This window comes from Polaromonas sp. A23, from assembly GCF_002001015.1.
GTDB lineage: Bacteria > Pseudomonadota > Gammaproteobacteria > Burkholderiales > Burkholderiaceae_C > Polaromonas.
The window spans coordinates 325,718-348,821 of record NZ_MUNO01000045.1; the positions used below are offsets into that span (position 1 = coordinate 325,718).

19 protein-coding genes are annotated in these 23,104 nt (G+C 63.4%); 12 read left to right on the plus strand and 7 right to left on the minus strand.

Features of this window, described 5'->3' with window-relative positions; genetic code table 11:
• The first annotated feature begins 13 nt into the window (after positions 1–13).
• From xdhA to B0B52_RS20815, 4 genes are all read left to right on the plus strand, one after another.
• Positions 14–1,492: a xanthine dehydrogenase small subunit gene (gene xdhA / locus B0B52_RS20800; RefSeq protein ID WP_077595570.1), complete on the plus strand. Its 1,479-nt coding sequence runs from the start codon at positions 14–16 to the stop codon at positions 1,490–1,492.
• A complete protein-coding gene (xdhB, locus tag B0B52_RS20805) occupies positions 1,489–3,930 on the plus strand; it encodes a xanthine dehydrogenase molybdopterin binding subunit (protein WP_077595571.1) in 2,442 nt (813 codons plus the stop codon). Before xdhA ends, xdhB begins: the two co-directional genes overlap by 4 nt.
• 139 nt (positions 3,931–4,069) lie before the next feature.
• Positions 4,070–4,315 (plus strand): nuclear transport factor 2 family protein, encoded by a 246-nt coding sequence (locus B0B52_RS20810; RefSeq protein ID WP_254425791.1) that lies wholly within the window; start codon positions 4,070–4,072, stop codon positions 4,313–4,315.
• Between the two features lie 216 nt (positions 4,316–4,531).
• Positions 4,532–5,548 (plus strand): phosphotransferase enzyme family protein, encoded by a 1,017-nt coding sequence (locus B0B52_RS20815; RefSeq protein WP_077595572.1) that lies wholly within the window; start codon positions 4,532–4,534, stop codon positions 5,546–5,548.
• A gap of 12 nt (positions 5,549–5,560) precedes the next feature.
• On the opposite strand, the gene B0B52_RS20820 is transcribed toward B0B52_RS20815, so the two are convergent.
• The 3 genes from B0B52_RS20820 to B0B52_RS20830 all read right to left on the minus strand — a co-directional run bounded on the left by B0B52_RS20820 (position 5,561) and on the right by B0B52_RS20830 (position 7,738).
• Positions 5,561–6,508: a lytic transglycosylase domain-containing protein gene (locus tag B0B52_RS20820; protein ID WP_077595573.1), complete on the minus strand. Its 948-nt coding sequence runs from the start codon at positions 6,506–6,508 to the stop codon at positions 5,561–5,563.
• A 21-nt stretch (positions 6,509–6,529) separates the two neighbouring features.
• On the minus strand, positions 6,530–6,838 hold the full coding sequence (locus tag B0B52_RS20825) for a hypothetical protein (RefSeq protein ID WP_077595574.1): 309 nt from the start codon (positions 6,836–6,838) through the stop codon (positions 6,530–6,532).
• Positions 6,839–7,129: 291 nt separating this feature from the next.
• Positions 7,130–7,738 carry a helix-turn-helix domain-containing protein gene (locus B0B52_RS20830; protein ID WP_077595575.1) on the minus strand — a complete coding sequence of 203 codons (609 nt, stop codon included), beginning with the start codon at positions 7,736–7,738 and terminating at the stop codon, positions 7,130–7,132.
• 76 nt (positions 7,739–7,814) lie between these two features.
• Between B0B52_RS20830 and B0B52_RS20835 the strand changes: the two genes are divergently transcribed.
• The 4 genes from B0B52_RS20835 to B0B52_RS20850 are packed head-to-tail and all read left to right on the plus strand — an operon-like array spanning position 7,815 to position 12,838.
• Entirely contained in the window at positions 7,815–8,942 is a 1,128-nt protein-coding gene (locus B0B52_RS20835) for an FAD-binding oxidoreductase (RefSeq protein ID WP_077595576.1), read from the plus strand.
• A gap of 17 nt (positions 8,943–8,959) precedes the next feature.
• Positions 8,960–10,303: an aspartate aminotransferase family protein gene (locus B0B52_RS20840; protein ID WP_077595577.1), complete on the plus strand. Its 1,344-nt coding sequence runs from the start codon at positions 8,960–8,962 to the stop codon at positions 10,301–10,303.
• Positions 10,304–10,337: 34 nt separating this feature from the next.
• Complete coding sequence (locus tag B0B52_RS20845; RefSeq protein WP_077595578.1) at positions 10,338–11,315, plus strand: tripartite tricarboxylate transporter substrate binding protein; 978 nt, start codon at positions 10,338–10,340, stop codon at positions 11,313–11,315.
• A 2-nt stretch (positions 11,316–11,317) separates the two neighbouring features.
• Positions 11,318–12,838, plus strand: a complete 1,521-nt coding sequence (locus B0B52_RS20850; protein WP_077595579.1) for an amidase — start codon at positions 11,318–11,320, stop codon at positions 12,836–12,838.
• A 23-nt stretch (positions 12,839–12,861) separates the two neighbouring features.
• On the opposite strand, the gene B0B52_RS20855 is transcribed toward B0B52_RS20850, so the two are convergent.
• Positions 12,862–13,761 carry a LysR family transcriptional regulator gene (locus tag B0B52_RS20855; protein ID WP_174575512.1) on the minus strand — a complete coding sequence of 300 codons (900 nt, stop codon included), beginning with the start codon at positions 13,759–13,761 and terminating at the stop codon, positions 12,862–12,864.
• A gap of 96 nt (positions 13,762–13,857) precedes the next feature.
• Here B0B52_RS20855 and B0B52_RS20860 point away from each other — a divergent pair, with 96 nt between their 5' ends.
• The 4 genes from B0B52_RS20860 (at position 13,858) to B0B52_RS20875 (ending at position 19,320) form a co-directional block, all read left to right on the plus strand.
• Positions 13,858–16,023: an indolepyruvate ferredoxin oxidoreductase subunit alpha gene (locus B0B52_RS20860; RefSeq protein ID WP_077595581.1), complete on the plus strand. Its 2,166-nt coding sequence runs from the start codon at positions 13,858–13,860 to the stop codon at positions 16,021–16,023.
• Between the two features lie 88 nt (positions 16,024–16,111).
• A complete protein-coding gene (locus B0B52_RS20865; RefSeq protein WP_077595628.1) occupies positions 16,112–17,719 on the plus strand; it encodes an indolepyruvate oxidoreductase subunit beta family protein in 1,608 nt (535 codons plus the stop codon).
• Between the two features lie 26 nt (positions 17,720–17,745).
• Positions 17,746–18,753 (plus strand): tripartite tricarboxylate transporter substrate binding protein, encoded by a 1,008-nt coding sequence (locus tag B0B52_RS20870; protein ID WP_077595582.1) that lies wholly within the window; start codon positions 17,746–17,748, stop codon positions 18,751–18,753.
• Positions 18,754–18,900: 147 nt separating this feature from the next.
• Positions 18,901–19,320 (plus strand): thioesterase family protein, encoded by a 420-nt coding sequence (locus B0B52_RS20875; RefSeq protein ID WP_077595583.1) that lies wholly within the window; start codon positions 18,901–18,903, stop codon positions 19,318–19,320.
• Between the two features lie 45 nt (positions 19,321–19,365).
• Here B0B52_RS20875 and B0B52_RS20880 read toward each other — a convergent pair whose 3' ends face one another.
• From B0B52_RS20880 to B0B52_RS20890, 3 genes are all read right to left on the minus strand, one after another.
• A complete protein-coding gene (locus B0B52_RS20880) occupies positions 19,366–20,682 on the minus strand; it encodes a glycerate kinase (RefSeq protein WP_077595584.1) in 1,317 nt (438 codons plus the stop codon).
• A 249-nt stretch (positions 20,683–20,931) separates the two neighbouring features.
• Positions 20,932–21,879, minus strand: coding sequence for a tripartite tricarboxylate transporter substrate binding protein (locus B0B52_RS20885; protein WP_077595585.1), 948 nt, complete (start codon positions 21,877–21,879; stop codon positions 20,932–20,934).
• Positions 21,880–21,928: 49 nt separating this feature from the next.
• On the minus strand, positions 21,929–23,020 hold the full coding sequence (locus tag B0B52_RS20890; protein WP_077595586.1) for a tartrate dehydrogenase: 1,092 nt from the start codon (positions 23,018–23,020) through the stop codon (positions 21,929–21,931).
• Positions 23,021–23,104: the final 84 nt, after the last annotated feature.

Genomic DNA, 23,104 nt, shown 5'->3' on the forward strand with positions numbered 1-23,104 from the left:
TTACCCTGTTGCCATGCATATTCAGCCACCCCTAAAAACCATCCAGTTCGTCCGTGGAGGCGAGGTGGTCTCGCTCGCCAATGTACCACCCAGCCGCACGCTGCTGGAGGTGCTGCGCGAGGACCTGGGCTGCACCGGCACCAAGGAAGGCTGCGGCGAAGGCGACTGCGGTGCCTGCACGGTGGTGGTCGGCGAGGCCGAGGGCGATCACATCAATTACAAGGCGGTCAACAGCTGCATCAAGCTGGCGCATTCCGTGGACGGACTGGCACTGTGGACTGTGGAGGATCTGGCTGGCGCCAACGGTAGCTTGCACCCGGCCCAGGAGGCCATGGTCCAGTGCCACGGCTCCCAGTGTGGCTTCTGCACCCCCGGTTTCGTCATGAGCCTGTTCGGCATGTACCAAAACCATGTGCGGCAGGGACGGCCCATCACGCGCGAGCTGGCGCAGCAAGACCTGTCCGGCAATCTGTGCCGTTGCACCGGCTACCGGCCCATCTTTGACGCTGCGCAGCAGATGGCGGCCTTGCCCCCAGTGAAAATCGACGAAGCCGATTTGCTATCAAAACTGAAGCTGCTCGCGCCCGTCAGCAAAGGGCCAGAAGCCGATTTCACTTACAAATCTCCCCGAACGCTGCCAGAACTGCTGACCGCCCGCGCCGCGCACCCCGATGCCCAACTGGTCGCCGGCTGCACCGACGTCGGCCTGTGGGTCACCAAAATGCACATGCAGTTCGGCAAGGTGCTAGACGTCACCCGGGTGAAAGAGCTGCGGCGCGTGGAGCATTACCCGCAGCACATCGCCATAGGCGCGGCCGTCACGCTCAGCGACGCGTTTGCCGCGCTGGTCGCCGACAGGCCTCAATTGCAAACCTTTGCCAACCGTTTTGCCGGCCTGCCGGTGCGCAACGCCGGCACCCTGGGCGGCAACGTGGCCAACGGCTCGCCGATTGGTGATTCCATGCCGCTGTTGATTGCCCTGGGTGCGAATGTCGTGCTGATGAGCCGGCGCGGCCATCGTGAAATGCCACTGGAAGCGCTGTACACCGGCTATCGGAAAAACGTGATGGCCGTCGACGAGGTGCTGGCCTGGATCAAAGTGCCCAAGCCGGTCGCGGATGAGCAGCTCCGTGTGTACAAGATTTCCAAACGCTATGACGACGACATCTCGGCCGTGTGTCTGGCAATCAAGCTGCACATGAAGGACGGCGTTGTCGCCTCGGCCTCCCTGGGCGCGGGCGGCGTGGCAGCTACGCCGGTGCGCGCGATGCGTACCGAAGCAGCGCTCACCGGCCAGCCATGGACCTTGCAAACAGTCCGGCAAGCCACCACGACCTTGCGTACCGAGTTTTCGCCGATCTCCGACATGCGGGCCTCCGGCGCCTACCGCAGCGAAGTGCTGGGCAACCTGCTGCAGCGCTTCTGGCTGGAGAGCCAGGGCATGCAGCAGATCAATCTGGAATCCTTCGTTTTGGTGGAGGAATCCTCGTGAACGCCAGGGAAACCAACCATGACGAAGGCCCGGTCAGCCGCGCCGACAACCCGACCGTGCCCCTGCTTCCCGTGTCGCCCGTGGCAGCCCCTGTGGCCGGGAGCAAACCCGCCCACGGCGCCGCCGGCCGTTCGCACAAACACGAAAGCGCGCGCGCCCAGGTTGCCGGTGTTGCAACCTATGTCGACGACATCCCCGAAGTCCGCGGCACCCTGCACGCCGCGCCCATTCTCTCGACCGTCGCCCATGGCAGGTTGCTCGGCGTCGACGCCACGGCAGCGCTGGCCATGCCCGGCGTGGAGGGCGTGGTTCTCGCGCAGGACATCCCTGGCGACCCATTGCTCGCCACCTTCGTGCATGACGAACCGGTGCTTGCCACCGACACCGTCCAGCATGTCGGACAGGTCATTGGCCTGGTGGTGGCCAGCTCGGTGATGGCCGCGCGCCGCGCTGCGCGCAAGGTAAAACTCAACATCGAAGAACTGCCGGCCATCCTGAAAGTGCGCGATGCGCTGAAGGCCGAGAGTTATGTGCTGCCGCCTGTGTTTGTCAAACGCGGCGATGCAGCGAAGGCGCTCAAAGCCGCCGCACACACGCTGACCGGTCAACTGGAGGTTGGTGGGCAGGAACATTTCTACCTTGAAGGCCAGGTCGCCTATGTGCTGCCTCAGGAGCAAAACCAGTGGCTGGTGTACTCGAGCACCCAGCACCCCGGCGAGGTGCAGCACTGGGTATCGCATGCGCTGGGCATCAGCAACCACGCGGTGCGGGTTGAATGCCGGCGCATGGGCGGCGGCTTTGGCGGCAAGGAAACGCAGGCCGGCCACCTCGCCGTGTGGGCAGCGCTGGCGGCCAACAAGTTCAAATGCCCCATCAAGCTGCGGCTGGACCGCGACGATGATTTCATGGTCACCGGCAAGCGCCACCCGTTTGCCTATGACTACACGGTGGGCTTCGACGACACCGGCCGGTTGACGGGCTTGAAGCTGATGATGGCTGCCAACTGCGGCTTCAGTGCCGACCTCAGCGGCCCCGTCGCCGACCGCGCCATCTTCCACACCGACAACGCCTACTTTCTTGAAGACGTCGAGATTGCTTCCTACCGCTGCAAGACCAATACGCAAAGCCACACCGCCTTCCGCGGCTTCGGCGGGCCGCAAGGGGTGGTGCTGATTGAAACCATTCTGGGAGACATCGCCCGGCATCTGGACCTGGATCCGCTGGATGTGCGCAAGCGCAACCTGTATAGCGACGAAGTCGTCGCGCCGATGAGCGGAATCGCGCCTGAAAGGCGCCGCGATACAACCCACTACCAGATGAAGGTCGAGGACAACATCCTCGATCCCTTGCTATCAAAACTGGAGCTGTCCGCCCAATACCGACGACGGCGTGAGGCCATTTCGGCATGGAACGCGAAGAGCCCGGTGATCAAGCGCGGCATCGCCATCACGCCGGTCAAGTTCGGTATCTCGTTCACTGCCACGCTATTCAACCAGGCCGGCGCACTGGTGCACGTCTACACCGATGGCAGCGTGCAGGTGAACCACGGCGGCACAGAAATGGGCCAGGGCCTGAACACCAAGGTCGCACAGGTCGTCGCCGACGAACTGGGCGTGGCCTTTGAGGATGTGCTGGCCACGGCCAGCGACACCAGCAAGATCCCGAACGCCTCGGCCACCGCCGCCTCGGCCGGCACTGACCTCAACGCGCGCGCCGCACAGTACGCCGCGCGCAACGTGCGGGACAACCTGGCCCAGTTTGTGGCCGGCCTCGACGGCTGCGGCGCTGGCGCCGTGACATTTGCGGGCGGAATGATCAGCTCGCCAAAAACCAGCCGGCCCTTCCCGGAAGTGGTGCGCATGGCCTATGCCAACCGCATTCAGCTCTGGAGCGACGGCTTTTACCGCACGCCAAAAATCCACTATGACAAGACCACGCTGACCGGCCGGCCGTTTTATTACTTTGCCTACGGCGCCGCCTGCAGCGAAGTCGCCATCGACACGCTCACCGGCGAAAGCCGCGTGCTGAAGGTCGACATCCTGCACGACGTCGGCACCAGCATCAACCCGGCCATCGACATCGGCCAGATTGAAGGCGGCTTTGTACAAGGCATGGGCTGGCTGACGACCGAGCAGCTGGTGTGGAACGACAAGGGCTACCTGAGCACCCATGCCCCCAGCACTTACAAGATTCCGGCGGCCGGCGACATTCCTGAACATTTCAAGATTGATCTCTGGCCCGAGCCGAACCGCGAAGACAACGTGTTCGGCAGCAAGGCTGTCGGCGAACCGCCGTTCATGCTGGCGATCAGTGTGTATGAGGCGCTGCGGGAGGCTGTGGGTGCGGCAAGGGCTGAGGGGCAGCCGGTGGCGTTGACCGCGCCGGCGACGGCGGAGAACGTGCTGAAGGCACTCACCAGCCCGTCATTGCGGGCCTGACCCGCCACCGTGCCGTGCGTCCCGCGAACTTTAGCGCTATGAAATTGGTAGCTGTTGGCGCTTATTTTATAAGGGTTGCAGCCAGATTTTGTTTGCATTCCGCCTCAACAATACCGTCATCCCCACGGGAGAACTCCGAATGTCAGATACACACACATCGATCCTCGAAAAGGCCAACGCGGCCATCATGCGAGGCGACTTTGAAGGATTTTTGGTCTTCTGCACCGAAGATACCGAATGGGAGTTCGTCGGTGACCAGACGCTGAAAGGCAAGGAAGCCGTCAGGCAATGGATGAGAGACGCGTACAAAGAGCCGCCCAATTTCAAAGTCCGGCGCACGATCGCCGAGGGGGACTCCTCGCCGTGCTCGGAGAGATCACCTTGAAGTCCGAAGCGGGAAAGGCAACGCTTCATGCCTACTGCGACGTCTGGCGCTTTCGCGACAACAAGATGGCCGAGTTGAAAGCTTTTGTCATCGAGCCCCGATAACAAACACGGAACGCACGCCCGGTGAGGGCCTCTTATTTGCTGGCCGAACAAGTACAGCCCGAGAGGCGTGGCAGAATCGCACGCCCTGACCGAAGCACTTGAAGGAGCAGCCATGACGCTTGCGATTGCGCAATCAACGCCCACGGGCGCAGCCATTGCTGGCATGGTCTCGAAACATTATCCCTTCGGAGAAGTGGCCGAATGCGAGCTTTTGCGGCGCAGCTTCAACCAGGTGTATGGCCTTGAATTTTCCGACGGACGTCGCGCCGTTGCGCGCCTGAGCGCCGAACGGCCCCGAGGAGATCCCAAGATCGGCTATGAAGCCGCCTTGCTGGGGCACCTGCGCGCGCGCAATGTTCCGGTGGCCGACTGCCTGCGCACATCCAGCGGCGCGACGGCGGTGATGGTGACACTGCCCGAGGGCGAACGCCCCCTGATGTTGTTTGAGCATCTCGATGGAGAGATGACCGGTGAAGCACTTCCCGATGTTGAAGCCTTTGGCCGGGGGCTGGCCATGCTCCACGAGGCTGCGGACGATTTTGTTGCCGACCAGAGCCACTACACGCTGGATTTGAGCTACCTGCTTGAATCGCCGCTGCAGCGTCTGCTGGCAGCCCCGACCATGACGGAAGAGATGCAAACCCGGTTCACCGAACTTGGAAGCCGTCTCCACCATCGCATCTCCGCCATGGAGGGCCTGATGAGTGTCGTATGCCATGGAGACGCGCACGGCCAGAACAATTTCGTGTCCGAGGGCCAAGGCCAGCAACGTATTGCCTCTTTCTTTGACTTTGACGACGCGGGGCCGGGGTATCTCGCTTTCGAGCTGGCGGTTTATGCATGGAGCATGCATCCACGCACAACGGCCGGGCAATTTGACGAGAAGGCCCTTGCCCGCTGGCACCACTTCATCTCTGCCTATCGAACGGTGCGGCCCCTGCCCGCCGTCGACCTGCAGGCGGTCCCTTCCTTCATGGCAGTGCGCCACTTCTGGCTGCTGGGAGAGTACGCAGGTCGAATTCCAGTTTGGGGCTCCCAGGCCATGCCAACCGCCTACCTTCGAAAGCAGCTTGAAATGCTGAAGAATTGGGAAACTTTGACCATTCCGGAGTCCCAGCCATCGGCGTAACGGGCTGAAAAATCAGCGCGAGCGGGAAGACCTCGATTCCGCCAGCTGTACCGTGGGTTTACGCGCCGGGTTGCGGCCCCCTATTTCCACGCGCACCCTCCCGTTGGACGATGCCGTGACTGTGGTGTCGGCAGAAGGCTCCAGGCCGGTATAGAGCTGCATGACAGTTTTCACATACTTCTGCGTTTCGGGATAGTTGGGGATTTTGTTCCCGGCGCGTTGCACCGCACCTTCTCCCGCGTTGTAGGCAGCCAGCGCCAGTTCCAGCCGCCCCGGAAACATCTTGATCAGGTCTGCCAGGTACCTCGCGCCCGCCTTGATGTTGACTTTGGGGTTGGTCAGTTTTTTCGCAACCGTGCTGTTCTTGCTTGCTGTCACGCCATAACGCTCCGCAGTAGGCGGCATCACCTGCATCAACCCGACCGCACCTTTGGGTGAAACGGCCTCGGCATTGAAGCCCGACTCGGTGCTAATCAGGGCCTGCAACAGCGAATAGTCAATGCCGTGTGTTTTTGACGCCTCCCGCAGCAAAGGACTGAACGCCTTGTAGTTGCTGGACCGTTCAAAGAACTCCAGCAGCCGGGGCGACACAGCGCGGGCACCACCGGCACTGGCAACAAACGGAACAACTTCGGGCATATCTGCTTCGACCGGCTTCGATGCCTCCCGCTGCGCAGGACTCGCACCAGCCATGGGCCGGTATGGTTCTACCGCGTCGCTGTCTTTGAGAAGAAGTTCATACCGCTCGTCGAGGCGGCTGGAAGCAAAATGCGGCATTCGGTCCGTATCAAGGTAACCCCAGATATCGGCCTTCGCGGGTGAGGCATGCAGGCATAACAGAGCCAGCACGCCGAACAACGCATGGAAACGAAGGGGTACGCTCGCAGGCTTCGTTTTGGGCGTTGCAGACCCTGTATGACTGACGTTGAACCATCGATGAAGATATACGGCCACGCTCATGCCGGAACTTGACTCATCGTCTCAATCCGCCAAGGAGGCTTGCCATTGCTCGAAGGCCTTATAGGCTTCCCCTCCGGCAAGGTAGCGTCTACGCTTTTCATCCGGAATGGTATCAAACAATTCCTGGGCCACGTCGATGGGCGAGTCGTGCATTCTCTGCGGCCATATTTCATAGCCGCGCTCCATCATGTCGCCGAGGTCAGCCTCGCCTTTAACCAAAGCATAGTAGGCATGGGCAAAATCGCTGGCCCATTTGCCATATTCCGCGCCGTCAAGCGCCCTGTCGTCGTGGATACGGATGAAGTTCGACCCCGTGTCGGCATAAGACATAAATACAAATCCTTCTTCTGCTGATCGCTTCAACTCTAGGCAAGCTGAATGACACACCCTGTAGGACAAGGCCGATGGCCATTGTGGAACTTGCTTTCATATCGTAAATTTTTGTTCACGGAAGTTCAAATTTGATAGCAATACATCAAGCATTTATGCGGGCTACATGTTGATTTGTCTTTCAGGAAACAACTTTCAACATTCTCACCAAGACGGTCACATTCACCCTCATGGCGCTCGCATGCACAAGCCTGCGCGTTACAAAGTGCGCGCGATGATTTGGAAATGGAATTACTCGCTCATCACCACGACCACCTGCCCGTCGCCGCGCCCCAGCGAAAGATAGATGTGGCCCACGCCGCTGTCGAAATAGGCGGTCTCGTGGCGGCCCAGCTCTATCGTTTCACCGGTTTCGAAATGGATGGCCACCCGGCCTGCAAGCACCATGACAAACTCCTGCCCCTGGTGCCTTATGAAATCGGGAAACTGGTCCCGCTTGCGTGCCACGATACGGCCATACAGTGGCGTCATCCGCTTGCCGGGAAAGCCGGTGGCCAGCATGCGGTAGTCATAGTTGCCGGAGCTGTAGGCCGGCGCCGTGCCGGCCGAGGACCACACCACCGACGGCGCTTTTGCGCCAACCGGTGCCGCGGCACGCGCATCAAACAACTGCCCCACGTCCAGCGCCAGCGCCCGGGCCACTGCGGCCAGCTTTTCGTAACTCACGGAAATCTGCCCGAGCTCCATTTTGGACAGCGTGGACAGCGCCACGCCTGAACGGCCGGACAAATCCTTCAAGGTCAGCCGCCTTGCCTTGCGGTGTTCGCGCAGTTGCAGGCCAAGCTGCGCCCGGTCAGCCTCGGGGGCAGCGGCAGGGGCGCGGGCAGAGCGTGCGGGCATGGCGTTTTCCCTTGTTTGAAATAAAAGCAGACAGGCGGACTGGACAGGCATGATTCTCGCATGTGAGAATTCTCAAATGCGAGAATATGACCTGATCATTGTTGGTGCCGGCATGGCCGGTGCATCCCTGGCCTGGCGCCTGGCCGGACAGCGCAGCGTGCTGCTGCTGGAGCGCGAGGCCCAGCCCGGCTACCACTCGACCGGCCGCTCGGCCGCCATGTTCATGGAAAGTTACGGCCCGCCGGCCGTACGGGCACTCACCTGCGCCAGCCGTGCCTTCTACGAGCACCCTCCCGAAGGATTTGCCACAGCGCCTCTCATGCATCCCCGCGGGGCGCTGTACGTTGCCACTCCCGGGCAGGAGGCGCTGATGACGCAAACCCGCAGCGAACTGGCCACGAGCTGCCCAGACCTTGAAGTGCTGGATGCTCGCGCCACTTTGGCGCGCGTGCCCTGCCTTCGGCCCGAGATGGTGCATGGCGGCCTGTACGACCCGGGCGCCCAGGACATCGACGTGCACGCGCTGCACCAGGGTTTTCTGCGCGGCTTCCGCCAGCAGGGCGGCGAGTTGCGCACCGGCGCCACGCTGACACAGGCCGCACACGACGGGCAATGCTGGACACTGCAGTTCGCCGATGGCCAGGCCTTCCGTGCCCGCACGGTCGTCAATGCCGCCGGCGCCTGGGCCGACGAGCTGGCAGGCCTGTTCGGCGCCGCCCCTATCGGGCTGGTGCCGCACCGGCGCAGCGCCTTCACCTTCAAGGGGCCCGAGGGTATGGATGTTTCCGGCTGGCCAGTGGTGGGGGGCATGGATGAAAGTTACTACTTCAAGCCCGACGCCGGCCAGTTGCTGGGCTCGCCCGCCAATGCCGACCCCACCGTGCCGCATGACGTGGTACCCGAAGAGCTGGACATTGCCATGGGCATCCACCAGATCGAGTCGGTCACCACCTTGAGCATTCGTCGCCCCACCAGCACCTGGGCCGGCCTGCGCTCGTTTGTGCCTGACGGTGAAATGGTGATCGGCCCCGACGCTGCCTGCCCCGGCTTCTTCTGGCTCGCAGCACAGGGGGGTTACGGCATTCAAAGCGCAGCCGGTGCCAGTGCGCTGGCCGATGCCCTGCTGCGCGAAGTGGCCTTGCCGGCCGAACTGGTTCAACATGGCGTCAACGCGGCCGCGCTGTCACCGGCTCGCCTGCGCTGATCAACAGAGACTTTTGCATGAACACCTCCTCCGTTCCAGCCACTGCACTTGATGCAGCCCTGGCCGAGGCGACCGCCCGCTACCGTGCGCACAACCCCGCCAGCGAGCGGCTGCTGCTTGAAGCGGCCGATGTGCTGCCCGCGGGCAACACCCGCAGTGTGCTGTTCTACACGCCGTTTCCGCTCTACATGGCGCGGGGCGAAGACTGCCACCTGTGGGACGCCGATGGCCACCGCTACCTGGACGCGCTGGGCGAATTCACGGCGGGCATTTACGGCCACTCGAATGCGGTGATCCAGCAAGCCATCGTGGCTGCGCTGCAGGACGGCCTGAGCCTGTCTTCGCACACCGCGCGCGAGGCCGCGCTGGCGCATGAAATCCAGCGCCGTTTTCCCGGCATGGCGCTGCTGCGTTTTACCAACTCGGGCACCGAAGCCAATCTGATGGCGCTGGCTGCGGCCACCGCGCACACGGGCCGGCGCAAGGTGCTGGTGTTCAACGGTGCTTACCACGGTGGGGTGTTGTCGTTTGGCGGTGGCGGCTCGCAGGTGAACGTGCCGCACGATTTTGTGGTCGCACCCTACAACGACATCGATGCGGTGCGCGCGCTGGTGCAGGCCCACGGCCCGCAACTGGCAGCCATCCTGGTCGAACCCATGCTGGGCGCTGGCGGTTGCATTCCCGCGGATCCCATCTTCCTGCACGGCCTGCGCGCGCTGGCCGATGAGTGCGGCGCCCTGCTGATCCTCGATGAAGTCATGACCTCGCGCCTGTCCGGCGGCGGGCGGCAGGCACTGCTGGGCCTGAAGCCGGATCTCACCACGCTGGGCAAATATTTCGGCGGCGGCCTCTCCTTCGGCGCCTTTGGTGGCCGCGCCGATGTCATGGAACAGTTCGATCCGCGGCGTGCCAATGCGCTGGGCCATGCCGGCACCTTCAACAACAATGCGCTGACCATGGCCGCCGGCCTGGCCGGCTTGACCCAGGTGCTCACCCCCACCGCACTTGAAGCGCTGAACCAGCGCGGCGAGCACCTGCGCGAACGGCTCAACAGTGTGTTCCAGCACCACGCTGTCGGCCTGCAGTTCACCGGCCTGGGCTCCGTCATGCAATTGCACGCCACCGACAGGCCGCTGCGCAACGCGGCCGACCTGGCTGGCACCGACGACCGCGTCAAGGCCCTGCTGTTTTTCGACCTGCTGGAGCGCGGCATTTTCCTGGCGCGGCGCGGGCTGGTCGCGCTCTCGCTGCCCTTCGGCGATGCGCAGGCCGACGAATTTGTTGCGGCGCTGGAGGCAGTGGTCTCAGCGCGCAGCCCCCTGTTGCCTGCCGCCGGTTCCGGCACTCACATCTCCCGCTGACATTTTTTCCATCCTTTTTTAAACGAGGTTCACCATGCAACACACCGTCAATACCCTTCGTCGCGCACTCCTTGCCAGCAGCCTGCTTGTCGCCGGGCTCGCGTGTGCGGCCGGCTACCCCGAGCGGCCGCTCACCCTGGTGGCGCCGTACCCGGCAGGCGGCGCGGCCGATGTACTGGCCCGCATCCTGGGCAAGAAACTCGAAGAGCAGCTCGGCCAGCCGGTCGTGGTGGAAAACAAGCCGGGCGCCGGCACCGCCATTGGTGCAGCAGCTGTGGCCAATGCCAAACCCGATGGCTACACCCTGCTTGTCAGCTCCAACTCCACCTTCACCCTGAACCCCGCACTGCAACCCAAACTCTCCTACGACCCGGCCAAGGGTTTCGACGCCATCGGCATGGTCGGCTCGGTGGCGCTGGCCGTGCTGGTGCATCCATCGGTGACGGCGACCAACGTGCCGCAATTGGTGGCCGCCGCCAAGGCCAACCCAGACAAGTTTGTCTATGGCAGCTTCGGCAACGGCACCAGCTCCAACTTTGCCGGTGCGATGTTCAACAACGCCACCGGTCTCAAGATGACGCACATCCCGTACAAAGGCAGCGCCCCGCTGATGACCGACCTGATTGGAGGGCAGATCCCGGTGAGCTTCGACACCGTGGTGGCTGCGGCGCCGCAACTCAAAGCCGGCAAGATCAAGGTACTGGCGGTCGCCTCCGCCAAGCGCTCTAGCGTGATGCCCGATGTGCCCACTGTGGCCGAGGCTGGCTACCCCGGTTTCGACATGACGGCCTGGCTCGCACTCGTGGCGCCGCGTGGCCTGCCGGCCGACGTCAAGGCACGGCTCGAAAAAGCCCTGGCCACACTGATGGCCAGCCCCGACACCCAGGACAAAATGAAGGCTGCCGGCTTCGAGCCCGCCTACAGCGCCGTCCCCAACTGGGCCGGCATGGTCACCGCCGACATTGCCCGCATGAAAGCCATCGCCGAACGCTCACAGATCAAAATAGACTGAAGATGAATACCACCCTCGTTGAAACATCGGCCGTCGAGCTGCGGCGCCTGATCGGCAGCCGCCAGCTCTCACCGGTTGAGCTGCTGGATGCCTGCATCACACGCATCGAGGCCCTGAACCCGGCCATCAACGCCATCTGCGCCACCGATTTCACCCGCGCCCGCGCGGCCGCGCGCCAAGCCGAGTCGCAGGTGATGCGCGGCGAGCCGTTGGGCCCGCTGCATGGCCTGCCCATGGGCATCAAGGATCTGCAGGACACGGAAGGCCTGCTCACCACCTGTGGCAACGTGCGCCTGCGCGGCAACGTGCCGGCGGCCGACAATGCGCTCGTGGCACGGCTGCGCGCAGCCGGCGCCATCGTCACCGCCAAGACCAACGTGCCCGACATGGGCGCCGGCGCCAACACACGCAACCCGGTCTGGGGCGCCACCGGCAACCCTTTCAACCCCCTGTTGAACGCCGGCGGCTCTTCGGGCGGCTCAGCGGCAGCGCTGGCTGCCGACATGCTGCCGCTGTGCACTGGTTCGGACACCGGCGGCTCGCTGCGCATACCAGCCGCGCTGTGCGGCGTGGTGGGCCTGCGCCCCTCGCCCGGGCTGGTGGCCAATGACGCCCGGCCGCTGGGCTGGTCCGTCATCTCCGTGCTGGGGCCCATGGGCCGCAACGTGGCCGATACCGCGCTGATGTTTGCCGCCAGTGTGGGGCATGATGCGCGAGACCCGCTGTCCTACCCAGTTGATGCGGCGTCACTGTGGCCGCTGAAGGAGATCGACCTCTCGACGCTGCGCGTGGGCACAACGGAAGATTTCGGCCTGTGCATCGTTGATCCGGAAATCCGCCGGGTGTTCCGTCAACGCATCGAAGCCATCCGACCGCTGGTGGCCAGTTGCGAGCCCGTGGACCTGCAGCTGGGTGACGCCGACCGTGCCTTCGACATCCTGCGTGCCGAAAGTTTTGTGGCCGCCTTTGCCGACACCTTCCGCAACGCGCCCGAAACCCTGGGCCCGAATGTACGCGCCAATGTGGAGATGGCCGCCGCCATCACCCTGGCCGACCGGGCCTGGGCGCACCTGGAACAAACCCGTATCTCACGCCGCTTTGCCAAGGCCTTTGAGCAGTACGACCTGATCCTCGCGCCGACCACGCCGGTCACGCCCTTCCCCTGGACCGAGCTCTACGCCGGCAACATCGACGGCCAGGCCATGCGCAACTATTACCACTGGCTGGGCCTGACCTACGTGGTCACGCTGGCGACCAACCCGGCCCTGTCCTTGCCCTGCGGCAGCGACGAACATGGCATGCCTTTTGGCCTGCAAGTCATTGGCCGCCTGCGCGGCGATGCGCAGTTGATGGCCGCAGCCCAGGCGCTGGAGCAGGCGTTTGCATCCATGCCCACACTGCGCCGCACCAGGCCGAATGTGGATGCCCTGCGCTCGGCACGGCCAGAACTCAAGTCCATCGTGACGCATCCGCCTGAAATCGGAGGCCCGGAAAAGTCTTCCGGTGGCATGACGGCCGTTTAAAGGGGCCACGGAGCGCACGCACGCTATTCCCTGAACAGGTCTTCAATCACCCCACGCATCCACCGGTTGCCGGGATCCGCCTCAAAGCGCTTGCTCCAGTGCAGCGACACCGTGAAATCGCGCAGGGGGAACGCGGGTTCCACGATGGCGTAACCGCCGTCTGCGGCGAAGATTTTGGCGATATTGCGCGGCATCACCACCGCCAGGTCGGTGGCCTTGACGATGGACGGCAGCACCATGAAATGTTCCGTCGTCAGGCGCAGCCGGTCTTCGAGCTGCAGCATCTGCAGGATGCGCAAGGTGTCGGAGTGCGTGCGCACCGCCACAAACTCAAGCTGGCGCAATGCGGCCAGCAGCGCCTGGCCGCTGCGCCGCCGTCCGGTAAAGGGGTGGCCCTCACGCAGCAACACGATGTAGCGGTCTTTCAGGAGCTGCACGCGCTGCGTGTCTTTCACTGCGGGTAAAAAGCCAAACGCAAAATCGATGCGCCCGCTGTCCAGTGCGGCAGCAATCTCGACGCTCGACAGCGGTGAGGTCTCGATGCGCAAACCAGGCGCCAGCTTGCGCAGCGCCGCCATCAGCTCGGGCAGGAAGCGGGCCTCACCGATGTCGCTCATGTGAATGCGAAACACTTTGCGTGACTGCAACGGCTCAAACAGTGCCGACTCGTTGAGCGCCTGCTCCAGCGTGCCCAGCGCGCTGCGCACGGCATCGGCCAGCCTGTCCGCCTTGGGGGTGGGCTGCACGCCGCCACCGGCACGCACAAACAGCGGGTCCTTGATCAAAAGGCGCAAGCGCGTCAGCCCCTGGCTGGCGGCGGGCTGCGTGAGGTCCATCAGCTCGGCCGCGCGGCTCACATTGCGGGTGCGGTAGACCGCATCAAACAGCCGCAGCAGGTTCAGGTCGATGTCTTTTATATGCATTGAATGAATACCAGATAGTCTTGTTATTTTATTGATGGATAGTCGCCCAAGGTCCAGACTCGCTGGTTACCCCAAAAATAAAACACGGAGACAGCCTTGGAAGTTTCATTCAGCAAGGAAATTGAGTCGCTGCGGCTGAAAAGCGGCGACACCTTCCACGGCGAGGGCATTCTTGCGATCACCAAGGCGTTGCTCCAGTCCGGTGTGGCCTATGTGGGCGGCTACCAGGGCGCGCCGGTCTCGCACCTGCTGGACGTCATGGTGCAGGCCAAGCCCTATATGGACGAGCTCGGCGTGCATGTCGAGGCCTGTTCCAACGAAGCCTCGGCCGCGGCCATGCTGGGCGCCTCCATCCACTACCCGCTGCGCGGCGCGGTGACATGGAAATCGATAGTGGGCACCAACGTCGCGGCCGATGCGCTGAGCAATCTGTCGTCGCCCGGCGTGCTCGGTGGCGCGCTGATTGTGGTCGGCGAAGACTACGGCGAAGGCGCCAGCGTGATCCAGGAGCGCACGCACGCCTATGCGCTCAAGTCCTCGATGTGCCTGCTGGACCCGCGCCCGGATCTGGGCAAGATGGTGGACATGGTCGAGCATGGCTTCCGGCTGTCGGAAACCTCGAACATGCCGGCCCTCCTGGAGCTTCGCATCCGCGCCTGCCATGTGCGCGGCAGTTTCGAATGCAAGGACAATCGGCCGCCCGCGATATCGAAACGTCAGTTGATGGAAGAGCCCGCTGCCTTCGACTACGCGAAACTGGCGCACCCGCCGGTGACCTTCCGGCATGAAAAACTCAAGTTCGAGGAACGCATCCCCGCTGCGCGCCGCTACATCATCGAGCAACAACTCAACGAACTGATGGATGGACCGCGGCAAGACCTCGGCATCATCGTGCAGGGCGGCATCTACAACGCCCTGATACGGGCGCTGCAGCAGTTCGGCCTGTGTGATGCGTTTGGGCAGTCCGAGATTCCCCTGCTGGTGCTCAACGTCACCTACCCGCTGGTGCCCGAACAAGTGGCGGAGTTTGCGCTGGGCAAACGCGCTGTTCTGGTGGTCGAGGAAGGCCAGCCCGAATACATCGAGCAGGAGATCGCGACCTTCTTGCGCCGGCGCGACATCAACACGCCACTGCACGGCAAGGACATGTTGCCCTCGGGCGGCGAATATTCGGTGGAAGTGGTGGCGGCCGGCATCGCTGCCTTCGTTGCGCGTTACGCCACCGACGTGGACACCACATCAGCCACCGGCTGGCTGCAGGGCAACGTCGAACGCCGCAGCACTGTGGGCAAGCAGATTGAAGCCCAATTGGGCGAGGCGCTGCCGATACGCCCGCCGGGTTTTTGCATAGGCTGTCCGGAGCGGCCGGTGTTCTCTGCACTCAAGCTGGCGCAGCAGGACGTTGGGCCGGTGCACATTGCCGCCGACATTGGCTGCCACGCCTTCGGCACATTTGCGCCCTTCTCTTTCGGTCACTCCATCCTCGGCTACGGCATGAGCCTGGCCAGCCGCGCCGGCGTCTCACCGATGATGGCGCGGCGCACCTTGTCCATCATGGGTGACGGCGGTTTCTGGCACAACGGCCTGCTGACCGGCGTGCAGTCGGCGTTGTTCAATGGCGACGATGCGGTACTGCTGATTTTCAAAAATGGCTACACCTCGGCCACCGGCACGCAGGACATCATTTCCACACCGAGTGACGATGCCAAGTTCAACGCCAGCGACAAGCTGCAGAGCCTGACCGAGACCAACACCACCATCGAAAAAACCCTGCAGGGCCTGGGCATCCAGTGGCTGCGCACGGTGCACACCTACCACGTGGAGGAAATGCGCCAGACGCTCAACGAGGCTTTCACCACCGACTTCAATGGGCTCAAGGTCATCATTGCCGAGGGTGAATGCCAGCTCGAGCGCCAGCGCCGCATCAAGCCCTGGCTGGCCGGCCTGCTCAAAAAAGGCAAGCGGGTGGTGCGGGTGAAATACGGCGTTGATGAAGATGTCTGCAATGGCGACCATGCGTGCATTCGCCTGTCGGGCTGCCCGACCCTGACATTGAAAGACAATCCCGACCCGCTCAAGGTGGACCCGGTGGCCACGGTGATCGACGGCTGCGTCGGCTGCGGCCTGTGCGGCGCCAATGCGCATGCGGCCACCCTGTGCCCATCGTTTTACCGTGCCGAAATCATCCAGAACCCCAAATGGCATGAGCGATTGCTCGGCAGCGTGCGCGGTGCGCTGGTGCGTGCAATGCAGACAACATGACCCCCACGCTTGCCACTTCGTGTGCCGCGCTGCCCCCCGATGGGGCCGCATTTTTCCTTGGGGCGGCCCGGCGGAAAAACCCATGACCATGAACCAACAAAAACCCATCACCCTCCTGATCTGCGCACTCGGCGGCGAAGGCGGCGGCGTGCTGACCGAATGGCTGGTCGACATCGCGCTGGCCAGCGGCTACGCGGCGCAAAGCACCTCCATCCCCGGCGTGGCGCAGCGCACCGGCGCCACCACCTATTACCTGGAAGTGTTTCCGGTACCGCTGGCCGAACTGCAAGGCAGGCGCCCGGTGTTCAGCCTGAACCCGGTGCCGGGCGCACTCGACGGCATCGTGTCATCCGAGCTGCTGGAAACCGCGAGACAGATCGGCAACGGCATGAGCTCACCGCAGCGTACCCTGGTGATCAGCTCGAGCAGCCGCACCTTCACCACGGCCGAGCGCATGGCGCCGGGCGACGGCCGCACCGACAGCGCGCCGCTGCTGGAAGTGGTGCGAGCGCAAAGCCGCGAGCACCATGTGTTCGACATGGGCGAGATGGCGAAAGACTGCGGCACCGTGGTCAGCGCCGTGATGCTGGGCGCGATTGCTGGCAGCGGTCTGCTGCCCTTTGTGCGCCAGGCCTATGAAAGCGCGATCCAACACGGTGGCAAAGGCGCCGAAGCCAGCCTGCGCGGCTTCGCCCAGGCTTTTGAACAAGTTCGGACGCAGCGCACGCAAACCGAGCTCGTCGCCCGTTTGCTATCAGAAGAGGAGCTGCTTACGCCCGTATCCAAAGGGCTGGAGGCCGATTTGTCTCGTATTTTCCCGGCGGAAGTGCATGACATGCTTGCCCTGGGCCACGCACGCATGCTGGAGTACCAGGACCGCGACTACGCAGACCTCTATGTCCGCCGCCTGCGCCAGGTGCTGGCCGCCGAGCAGCTGGCCGACCCGGCTGCGGTGCACGCCTATGCCACCACACGCGAGATGGCGCGCTGGCTCGCACTGTGGATGGCGTTCGACGACATCGTGCGTGTGGCCGACCTGAAAAGCAGCGCCAGCCGCTGGCAGCGTGTCCACGGTGAAGTCAAGGCCGGCACCGATGACTTGCTGCAGGTCTACGATCATTTCAAACCGGGGGCCGCAGAGTTTGCCGCGCTGCTGCCGGCCAGCCTGGCCGCGCGCGTGACACGCTGGGACCGCCAGCGCGTGGCTCGCGGGAAGACACCGTGGGCTCTGCCGCTCAAGGTCGGCACACACTCGGTCTTCGGCATGCTCTCGCTGCGCCTGCTGGCCAGCCTGAAGTGGCTGCGTGTGCGCGGCAGCCGTTTTGCCACCGAGCAGGCGCTGATCGAACAGTGGCTGGCCGGCGTGGTGAGCGGCACCCGGCAGCACTGGCAACTGGGCCACGAAATCGCGCTGTGCGGCCGTTTGATCAAGGGCTACGGCAGTACCAACGAACGCGGCAAGGACAACCTCATGCATGTGCTGGAGCATCTGGCCACGGGCGCCTCTTTTGCATCGCATGAACTGCGCGCGGCAGCCATTGCCGCAGCCCGCGATGCGGCACTGCTCGATGAAGCCGGCAAAGCGTTGGACCAGACGCTGGTCCAGCACGGCGCGCCGGCACGCCCTGTCAAGGCGCAGCCGATCCGCTGGCTCCAGAATCCCCACCGCAAACCGCGTGCCGTCAAGAGCACCTGATTTTTTCAACATCAAGAGGAGACAACATGAACATTTCCTTCCAACCCAAGCGCCGCGTCCTGCTGGCCCTGGCATTCGCTGCAGGCAGCATGCTGCCTGCAGCGCAGGCGCAAACCGCTGCGGCCGGCGCAGGCTCAGCCTGGCCGACCAAGCCGGTCAAAGTCATCGTCAACTTCCCGCCCGGCGGCGCGGCTGACCAGCTGGCGCGTGCCATTGGGATACCGCTGGCAGAAGCCCTGGGTCAACCCGTGGTGGTGGAAAATCGGGGCGGTGCCAACGGCAACATCGGCGGCGAAGCCGTAGCCAAGTCGCCGGCCGACGGCTACACCCTGCTCATGAGCTCGGGCGGCATGGTGTCGGTCAATCCGCACCTGTATCCCAAAATGGCGTTCGACCCCGCCAAGGATCTGGTGCCCGTGGCGGCTGCCGCACGCGTGCTGGTCTTCCTGGAGGTCAAGCCAACGCTGCCCGTCAACAACATCAAGGAGTTCCTGGCTTACATGAAGGCCAACCCGGGAAAATTGTCCTTCGGTACGCCGGGCAACGGCAGCTCGCCTCACCTGGCGGCCGAAATAATGAAAGCCCAGACCAACTCTTTTGCCGTGCATGTGCCCTACCGCGGCGCAGCACCGGCCATGCAGGACCTGCTGGGTGGCCAGCTTGACTTCATGTTCGACCCGGGCATCGGCCTGCAGCATGTGAAAGCCGGCAAGCTCAAGCTGCTGGCCGTGGGCAGCTCGAAACGCTCGCCGCTGTTTCCCGATGTGCCCACGCTGGACGAAGCTGGACTGAAAGGGTTTGACGCTGACACCTGGTTCGGCTTCTACGCGCCTGCCGGCACGCCTGCCGAAGTGGTGGGCAGGCTGAACCGCGAGATCAACAAGATCCTCGGATCACAGGCGGTGAAAGACCGGATCATGGCCATTGGCGGCGTTCCTGCACCGATGTCGCCATCTGACTTCAATATGCGGGCATCGATTGACGGCGCGCGGTTTGGGGCGTTGATCAAGGCGCGGAATATAAAGGGGGATTGAGCCCCCACGCTTGTCGCTTCGCGTACTACGCTGCCCCCCGAGGGGGCGCTGCGCCTGCGGACCGGCAAAACCGGATCCGCGGCCCCTGCTTGAATAAGAGTGGCGCTCGACCACCTGCGTTGCTTACTCTGACAACATAATGCATCCATGAGCAAACAGATCACCCACACCATCCGCGTTGAATTCGGCGACTGTGACCCGGCGCGCATTGTGTGGTTTCCCAATTTTTTCCGCTGGATAGACGCGGCCTCGCGGAATTTCTTTGTTCGGTGCGGCGTACCGTCCTGGCAGGAAACCGAAAAAACGATGGGCGTGATCGGTACGCCGCTGGTGGACACGCATTCGCGCTTTCTACGCACCGCCACTTACGGCGATGTGCTGGACATCCACACCTCGATTCCTGAATGGCGCGAGAAAAGTTTTGTCCAGCGCTACCGCATCATGCGCGGCGACGAAGCCATCATGGAGTGCGACGAGGTGCGCATCTTTGCCGGCCGGCGCGCCAACAATCCGGAAGCCATTCGCGCCCTGCCGATTCCGCCTGAAATTCGCAGTTTGTGCGAATAACAGATAGAAATCCGGCTTTTGCCCTTATTCGACGGGCGCAAGCAGCTACAAAATCAATAGCGCACGAAAATCGTTGACGTTGGTGTGGGTGGGCCCGGGAATCACCAGGCCGCCCAGCGGCTCGAAGTAGCCATAAGCGTCGTTGCGGTCCAGGTACCGGTCCAGCTTCATGCCTTTGGCGACTGCGCGCTTCAGCGTATCCGGCGCTACATAGGCGCCGGCATTGTCTTCCACGCCGTCGATGCCGTCGGTGTCGGCTGCCAGAGCGTACACACCCGGCTGGCCCTGCAGCGCCAGTGCCAGGCCCATGCAGAATTCGCCGGCCCGGCCACCTCGACCTCGAGGCGTGCCCTCGGGCTGTTTGCGGACCGTCACCGTGGTTTCGCCGCCGCTCAAAATCACGCAGGGCTTGCTGAAGGGCTGGCCCTTCAAGGCGACAGCGCGGGCCAGCGCCGCATGCACCTTGCCAACTTCGCGTGATTCGCCTTCCATCTCGTCGCTGAGGATGTAGGTCTGCAAGCCGGCGTCGCGCGCTACGGCGGCGGCGGCTTCCAGGCTTTGCTGGGGCGTGGCGATCATGTGCACTTCATGGCCGGTGAAAGCCGCGTCGCCGGGCTTGGGCGTTTCAAGCGCACCGCTTTCCAGTCGGGACAACACATCCGCCGGAACGGCAATGCCATAACGCTTGAGGATAGCCAGCGCGTCGGCGCAACTGCTGGCATCGGGCACCGTGGGACCACTGGCAATGATGGACGGGTCATCGCCCGGCACATCGCTGATGGTGAGCGTCACCACGCGCGCCGGCGCGCAGGCCGCGGCAAGGCGCCCGCCCTTGATGCGCGAGAGATGCTTGCGCACGCAGTTCATCTCGCCGATGTTCGCCCCGCTGTTCAGCAGGGCCTTGTTGATGCCCTGCTTGTCTTCCAGGCTCAGTCCGTCGGCAGGCAATGCGAGCAAAGCGGAGCCGCCGCCTGAGATAAGGCACAGCACCAGGTCGTCCTTCGTGAGACCTTGCGTCATCTGGAGAATGCGCTGCGCGGCCGCAAGGCCGGCCGCGTCAGGCACCGGGTGCGCGGCTTCGACAATCTCGATGCGCTGCGGCAAACCGGCGGGGCGCGGGGGAATGTGGTGGTAACGCGTGACCACCAGGCCTTCAAGCGGCGCATCGGCCGGCCACAGGGCTTCAACAGCCTGCGCCATGGAACCGCCTGCTTTGCCCGCACCGATCACCAGGGTCCTGCCCTTGGGCGGCTTGGGCAAACAGGCCGCCGTGTTGTGCAGCGGCAGGGCCCGCGAAACGGCGGCGTTGTACAGATGCTCGAGAAACTGGCGCGGGTGGGTGACGGGATCGGGTGCAGTCATTCAATGTCTCCTGCCCGTATTGTGCCGCCGTAACCTGCCGGTAACCCGGCCTGACGGTGCAGCCCGTCCACGGGCTGCTGAACTGCTTACTTCTTGCCTGGAAGCGCTGAACAAGTTCTGGCGAATGGGCAGCAGCCGGATCGGGAGGGGATGCAAGGCGGAGTTCGCAGCCAATAGCGGGCTATTGGCAAGAAGTTCAATGCAGCAGACTGCCCGAGTCCGGCTGACTGCACGCCGCAGGGGACTGGTTCAGCGCTTCCCGAGACCCAGCCGCTGCGCGCCTTCGGTGTAGAGACGCGTCTTGTCTTTCATGAAGGCGTCCATCTGGTCCGGCCCTACATTGACCAGCTCGAAGCCGCTTTTGGCCGCGAGCTCCTTCATTTCGGGTTCGTTGTTGAGCGCGGCCCACATGTCCGCGATTTTCTTGCGCGCTTCCGACGGTGTCGACTTGGGCACGCCGATGCCGCGGTAAGCGCCATCGACCCAGTCCACGCCAAGCTCCTTGAAGGTCGGCACGTCGGGCAGCAGCGGATGGCGTTTGTCCATGGCCACGGCCAACGCGCGCGCCTTGCCCTTGTTGTTGATGGCAAAGGCGGTGTAGGTCACCGCCCCGTCAATCTGGTTCCCGACCACCGCCAGCGCCATGTCACCGGTTCCCTTGTACGGCACATAGGTGCTCTTGATGCCGAAAGCTGCGTTCAACCGCTCATGCGAGGCATGGTTGGCCGAGTTCAGGCCGGATCCGCCCAGGCTCATCTTGCCCGGGTCTTTTTTCGCCGCGGCAATGAAGTCGGCAAAGGTCTTGTGCGGGCTGGCTTCGGGCACGACCAGCGCATCGGGCGTGAAGTGGTACCAGAACACTGGCGTCACGTCGGCGGTCTTGTATTGCACCTGGCCTTCAATCGGCTGGAACACAATGTGCGGCAGATTCACGCCGACGATGTTCAGGCCGTCGGGCGGAAGCTGGTTCATCTGCGACCACATCAGCGCGCCGCCGGCGCCGGCCTTGTACTGGATGATGGTGTCGATGGCCGGGCACTTCTTCTTGAGTACCACCTGCTGGTGGCGCGCCGACAGGTCGGACTCGCCGCCGGGCGGGAAGGCCTGCCAGTACAGCACGTTCTTGTCGGGGCAGGCCTGGGCCAGCGCCAGGGGCGCAAGCAAGGCGAGGCCCAGGAAAGCAATCAGCTTCTTCATGGTTTGTCTCCTTCTGTTGTTTCGGTCAAAAATTGCTCGTTGCAACGCTTCATGCAGCGCGCCGTGCGGTCTCTGGTTTGCCGGAAATAAGGTCGCACACGGCCTGTGTCACCTGCGCCGTCGTGGCGCTGCCGCCCAGGTCGCGGGTGTGCAGAGAGGTGTCGGTGGTGATCTGCTCAATCACCTCCATCAGGCGTTGCGCCGCGGCGTTTTCACTGAGGTGCTCGAGCAGCATGACGCAACTCCAGAAAGTACCGACCGGATTCGCCAGGCCTTTGCCCATGATGTCGAAGGCCGAGCCATGGATGGGCTCGAACATGCTGGGGTAACGGCGCTCTGGGTCGATGTTGCCAGTCGGTGCAATGCCCAGGCTGCCGGCCAGTGCGGCGGCCAGGTCGCTCAGCACATCGGCATGCAGGTTGGTCGCGACCAGGGTATCCAGCGAGGCGGGCCGGTTCACCATGCGGGCAGTGCAGGCGTCGACCAGTTCCTTGTCCCAGGTAACGTCCGGGAACTCCTTGCTGATTTGCAGCGCGATCTCGTCCCACATCACCATGCCGTGGCGCTGCGCATTCGATTTGGTGACCACGGTCAGCAGCTTGCGCGGGCGCGACTGCGCCAGCCTGAAGGCAAAACGCATGATGCGCTCAACCCCGGCACGCGTCAGGATGGACATGTCGGTGGCCACCTCGATCGGGTGGCCCTGGTGCACGCGGCCGCCGACGCCGGCGTATTCACCTTCGGAGTTTTCGCGCACGATGACCCAGTCCAGGTCTTTCGGAGTGCAGCGCTTGAGCGGCGCGTCAATGCCGGGCAGGATGCGTGTCGGCCGCACGTTGGCGTACTGATCGAACCCCTGGCAGATCTTCAGGCGCAAACCCCACAGCGTGATGTGGTCGGGAATGTGCGGATCACCGGCCGAGCCGAACAGGATGGCGTCCATGCCGCGCAGGGCGTCCAGGCCGTCTGCGGGCATCATCACGCCGTGCTGGCGGAACCAGTCGCCGCCCCAGCCGAAAGACGTGAAGGTGAAGCCGAAGTTCTGCGTAGCAGCCATGGCCTCCAGCACTTGCTGGCCGGCCGGGACAACTTCCTTGCCAATACCATCGCCCGGTATGCAGGCGATTTTGTATGTGTTCATCAGGTTTCCTTGAAATCGGTATGCGGTGAAGAAGAACTCTACCAATTGCCGGATTCAACAGAACACACTAAAGTTATCTCATTG

What these genes read in the sequence shown, in the direction of transcription:
- xdhA (WP_077595570.1), top strand. Translation starts at nt 14, where the DNA reads ATGCATATTCAGCCACCCCTAAAAACCATCCAGTTCGTCCGTGGAGGC.
- B0B52_RS20810 (WP_254425791.1), top strand. Translation starts at nt 4,070, where the DNA reads ATGTCAGATACACACACATCGATCCTCGAAAAGGCCAACGCGGCCATC.
- B0B52_RS20815 (WP_077595572.1), top strand. Translation starts at nt 4,532, where the DNA reads ATGACGCTTGCGATTGCGCAATCAACGCCCACGGGCGCAGCCATTGCT.
- B0B52_RS20820 (WP_077595573.1), bottom strand. Translation starts at nt 6,508, where the DNA reads ATGAGCGTGGCCGTATATCTTCATCGATGGTTCAACGTCAGTCATACA.
- B0B52_RS20825 (WP_077595574.1), bottom strand. Translation starts at nt 6,838, where the DNA reads ATGTCTTATGCCGACACGGGGTCGAACTTCATCCGTATCCACGACGAC.
- B0B52_RS20830 (WP_077595575.1), bottom strand. Translation starts at nt 7,738, where the DNA reads ATGCCCGCACGCTCTGCCCGCGCCCCTGCCGCTGCCCCCGAGGCTGAC.
- B0B52_RS20835 (WP_077595576.1), top strand. Translation starts at nt 7,815, where the DNA reads ATGCGAGAATATGACCTGATCATTGTTGGTGCCGGCATGGCCGGTGCA.
- B0B52_RS20840 (WP_077595577.1), top strand. Translation starts at nt 8,960, where the DNA reads ATGAACACCTCCTCCGTTCCAGCCACTGCACTTGATGCAGCCCTGGCC.
- B0B52_RS20845 (WP_077595578.1), top strand. Translation starts at nt 10,338, where the DNA reads ATGCAACACACCGTCAATACCCTTCGTCGCGCACTCCTTGCCAGCAGC.
- B0B52_RS20850 (WP_077595579.1), top strand. Translation starts at nt 11,318, where the DNA reads ATGAATACCACCCTCGTTGAAACATCGGCCGTCGAGCTGCGGCGCCTG.
- B0B52_RS20855 (WP_174575512.1), bottom strand. Translation starts at nt 13,761, where the DNA reads ATGCATATAAAAGACATCGACCTGAACCTGCTGCGGCTGTTTGATGCG.
- B0B52_RS20865 (WP_077595628.1), top strand. Translation starts at nt 16,112, where the DNA reads ATGAACCAACAAAAACCCATCACCCTCCTGATCTGCGCACTCGGCGGC.
- B0B52_RS20870 (WP_077595582.1), top strand. Translation starts at nt 17,746, where the DNA reads ATGAACATTTCCTTCCAACCCAAGCGCCGCGTCCTGCTGGCCCTGGCA.
- B0B52_RS20875 (WP_077595583.1), top strand. Translation starts at nt 18,901, where the DNA reads ATGAGCAAACAGATCACCCACACCATCCGCGTTGAATTCGGCGACTGT.
- B0B52_RS20880 (WP_077595584.1), bottom strand. Translation starts at nt 20,682, where the DNA reads ATGACTGCACCCGATCCCGTCACCCACCCGCGCCAGTTTCTCGAGCAT.
- B0B52_RS20885 (WP_077595585.1), bottom strand. Translation starts at nt 21,879, where the DNA reads ATGAAGAAGCTGATTGCTTTCCTGGGCCTCGCCTTGCTTGCGCCCCTG.
- B0B52_RS20890 (WP_077595586.1), bottom strand. Translation starts at nt 23,020, where the DNA reads ATGAACACATACAAAATCGCCTGCATACCGGGCGATGGTATTGGCAAG.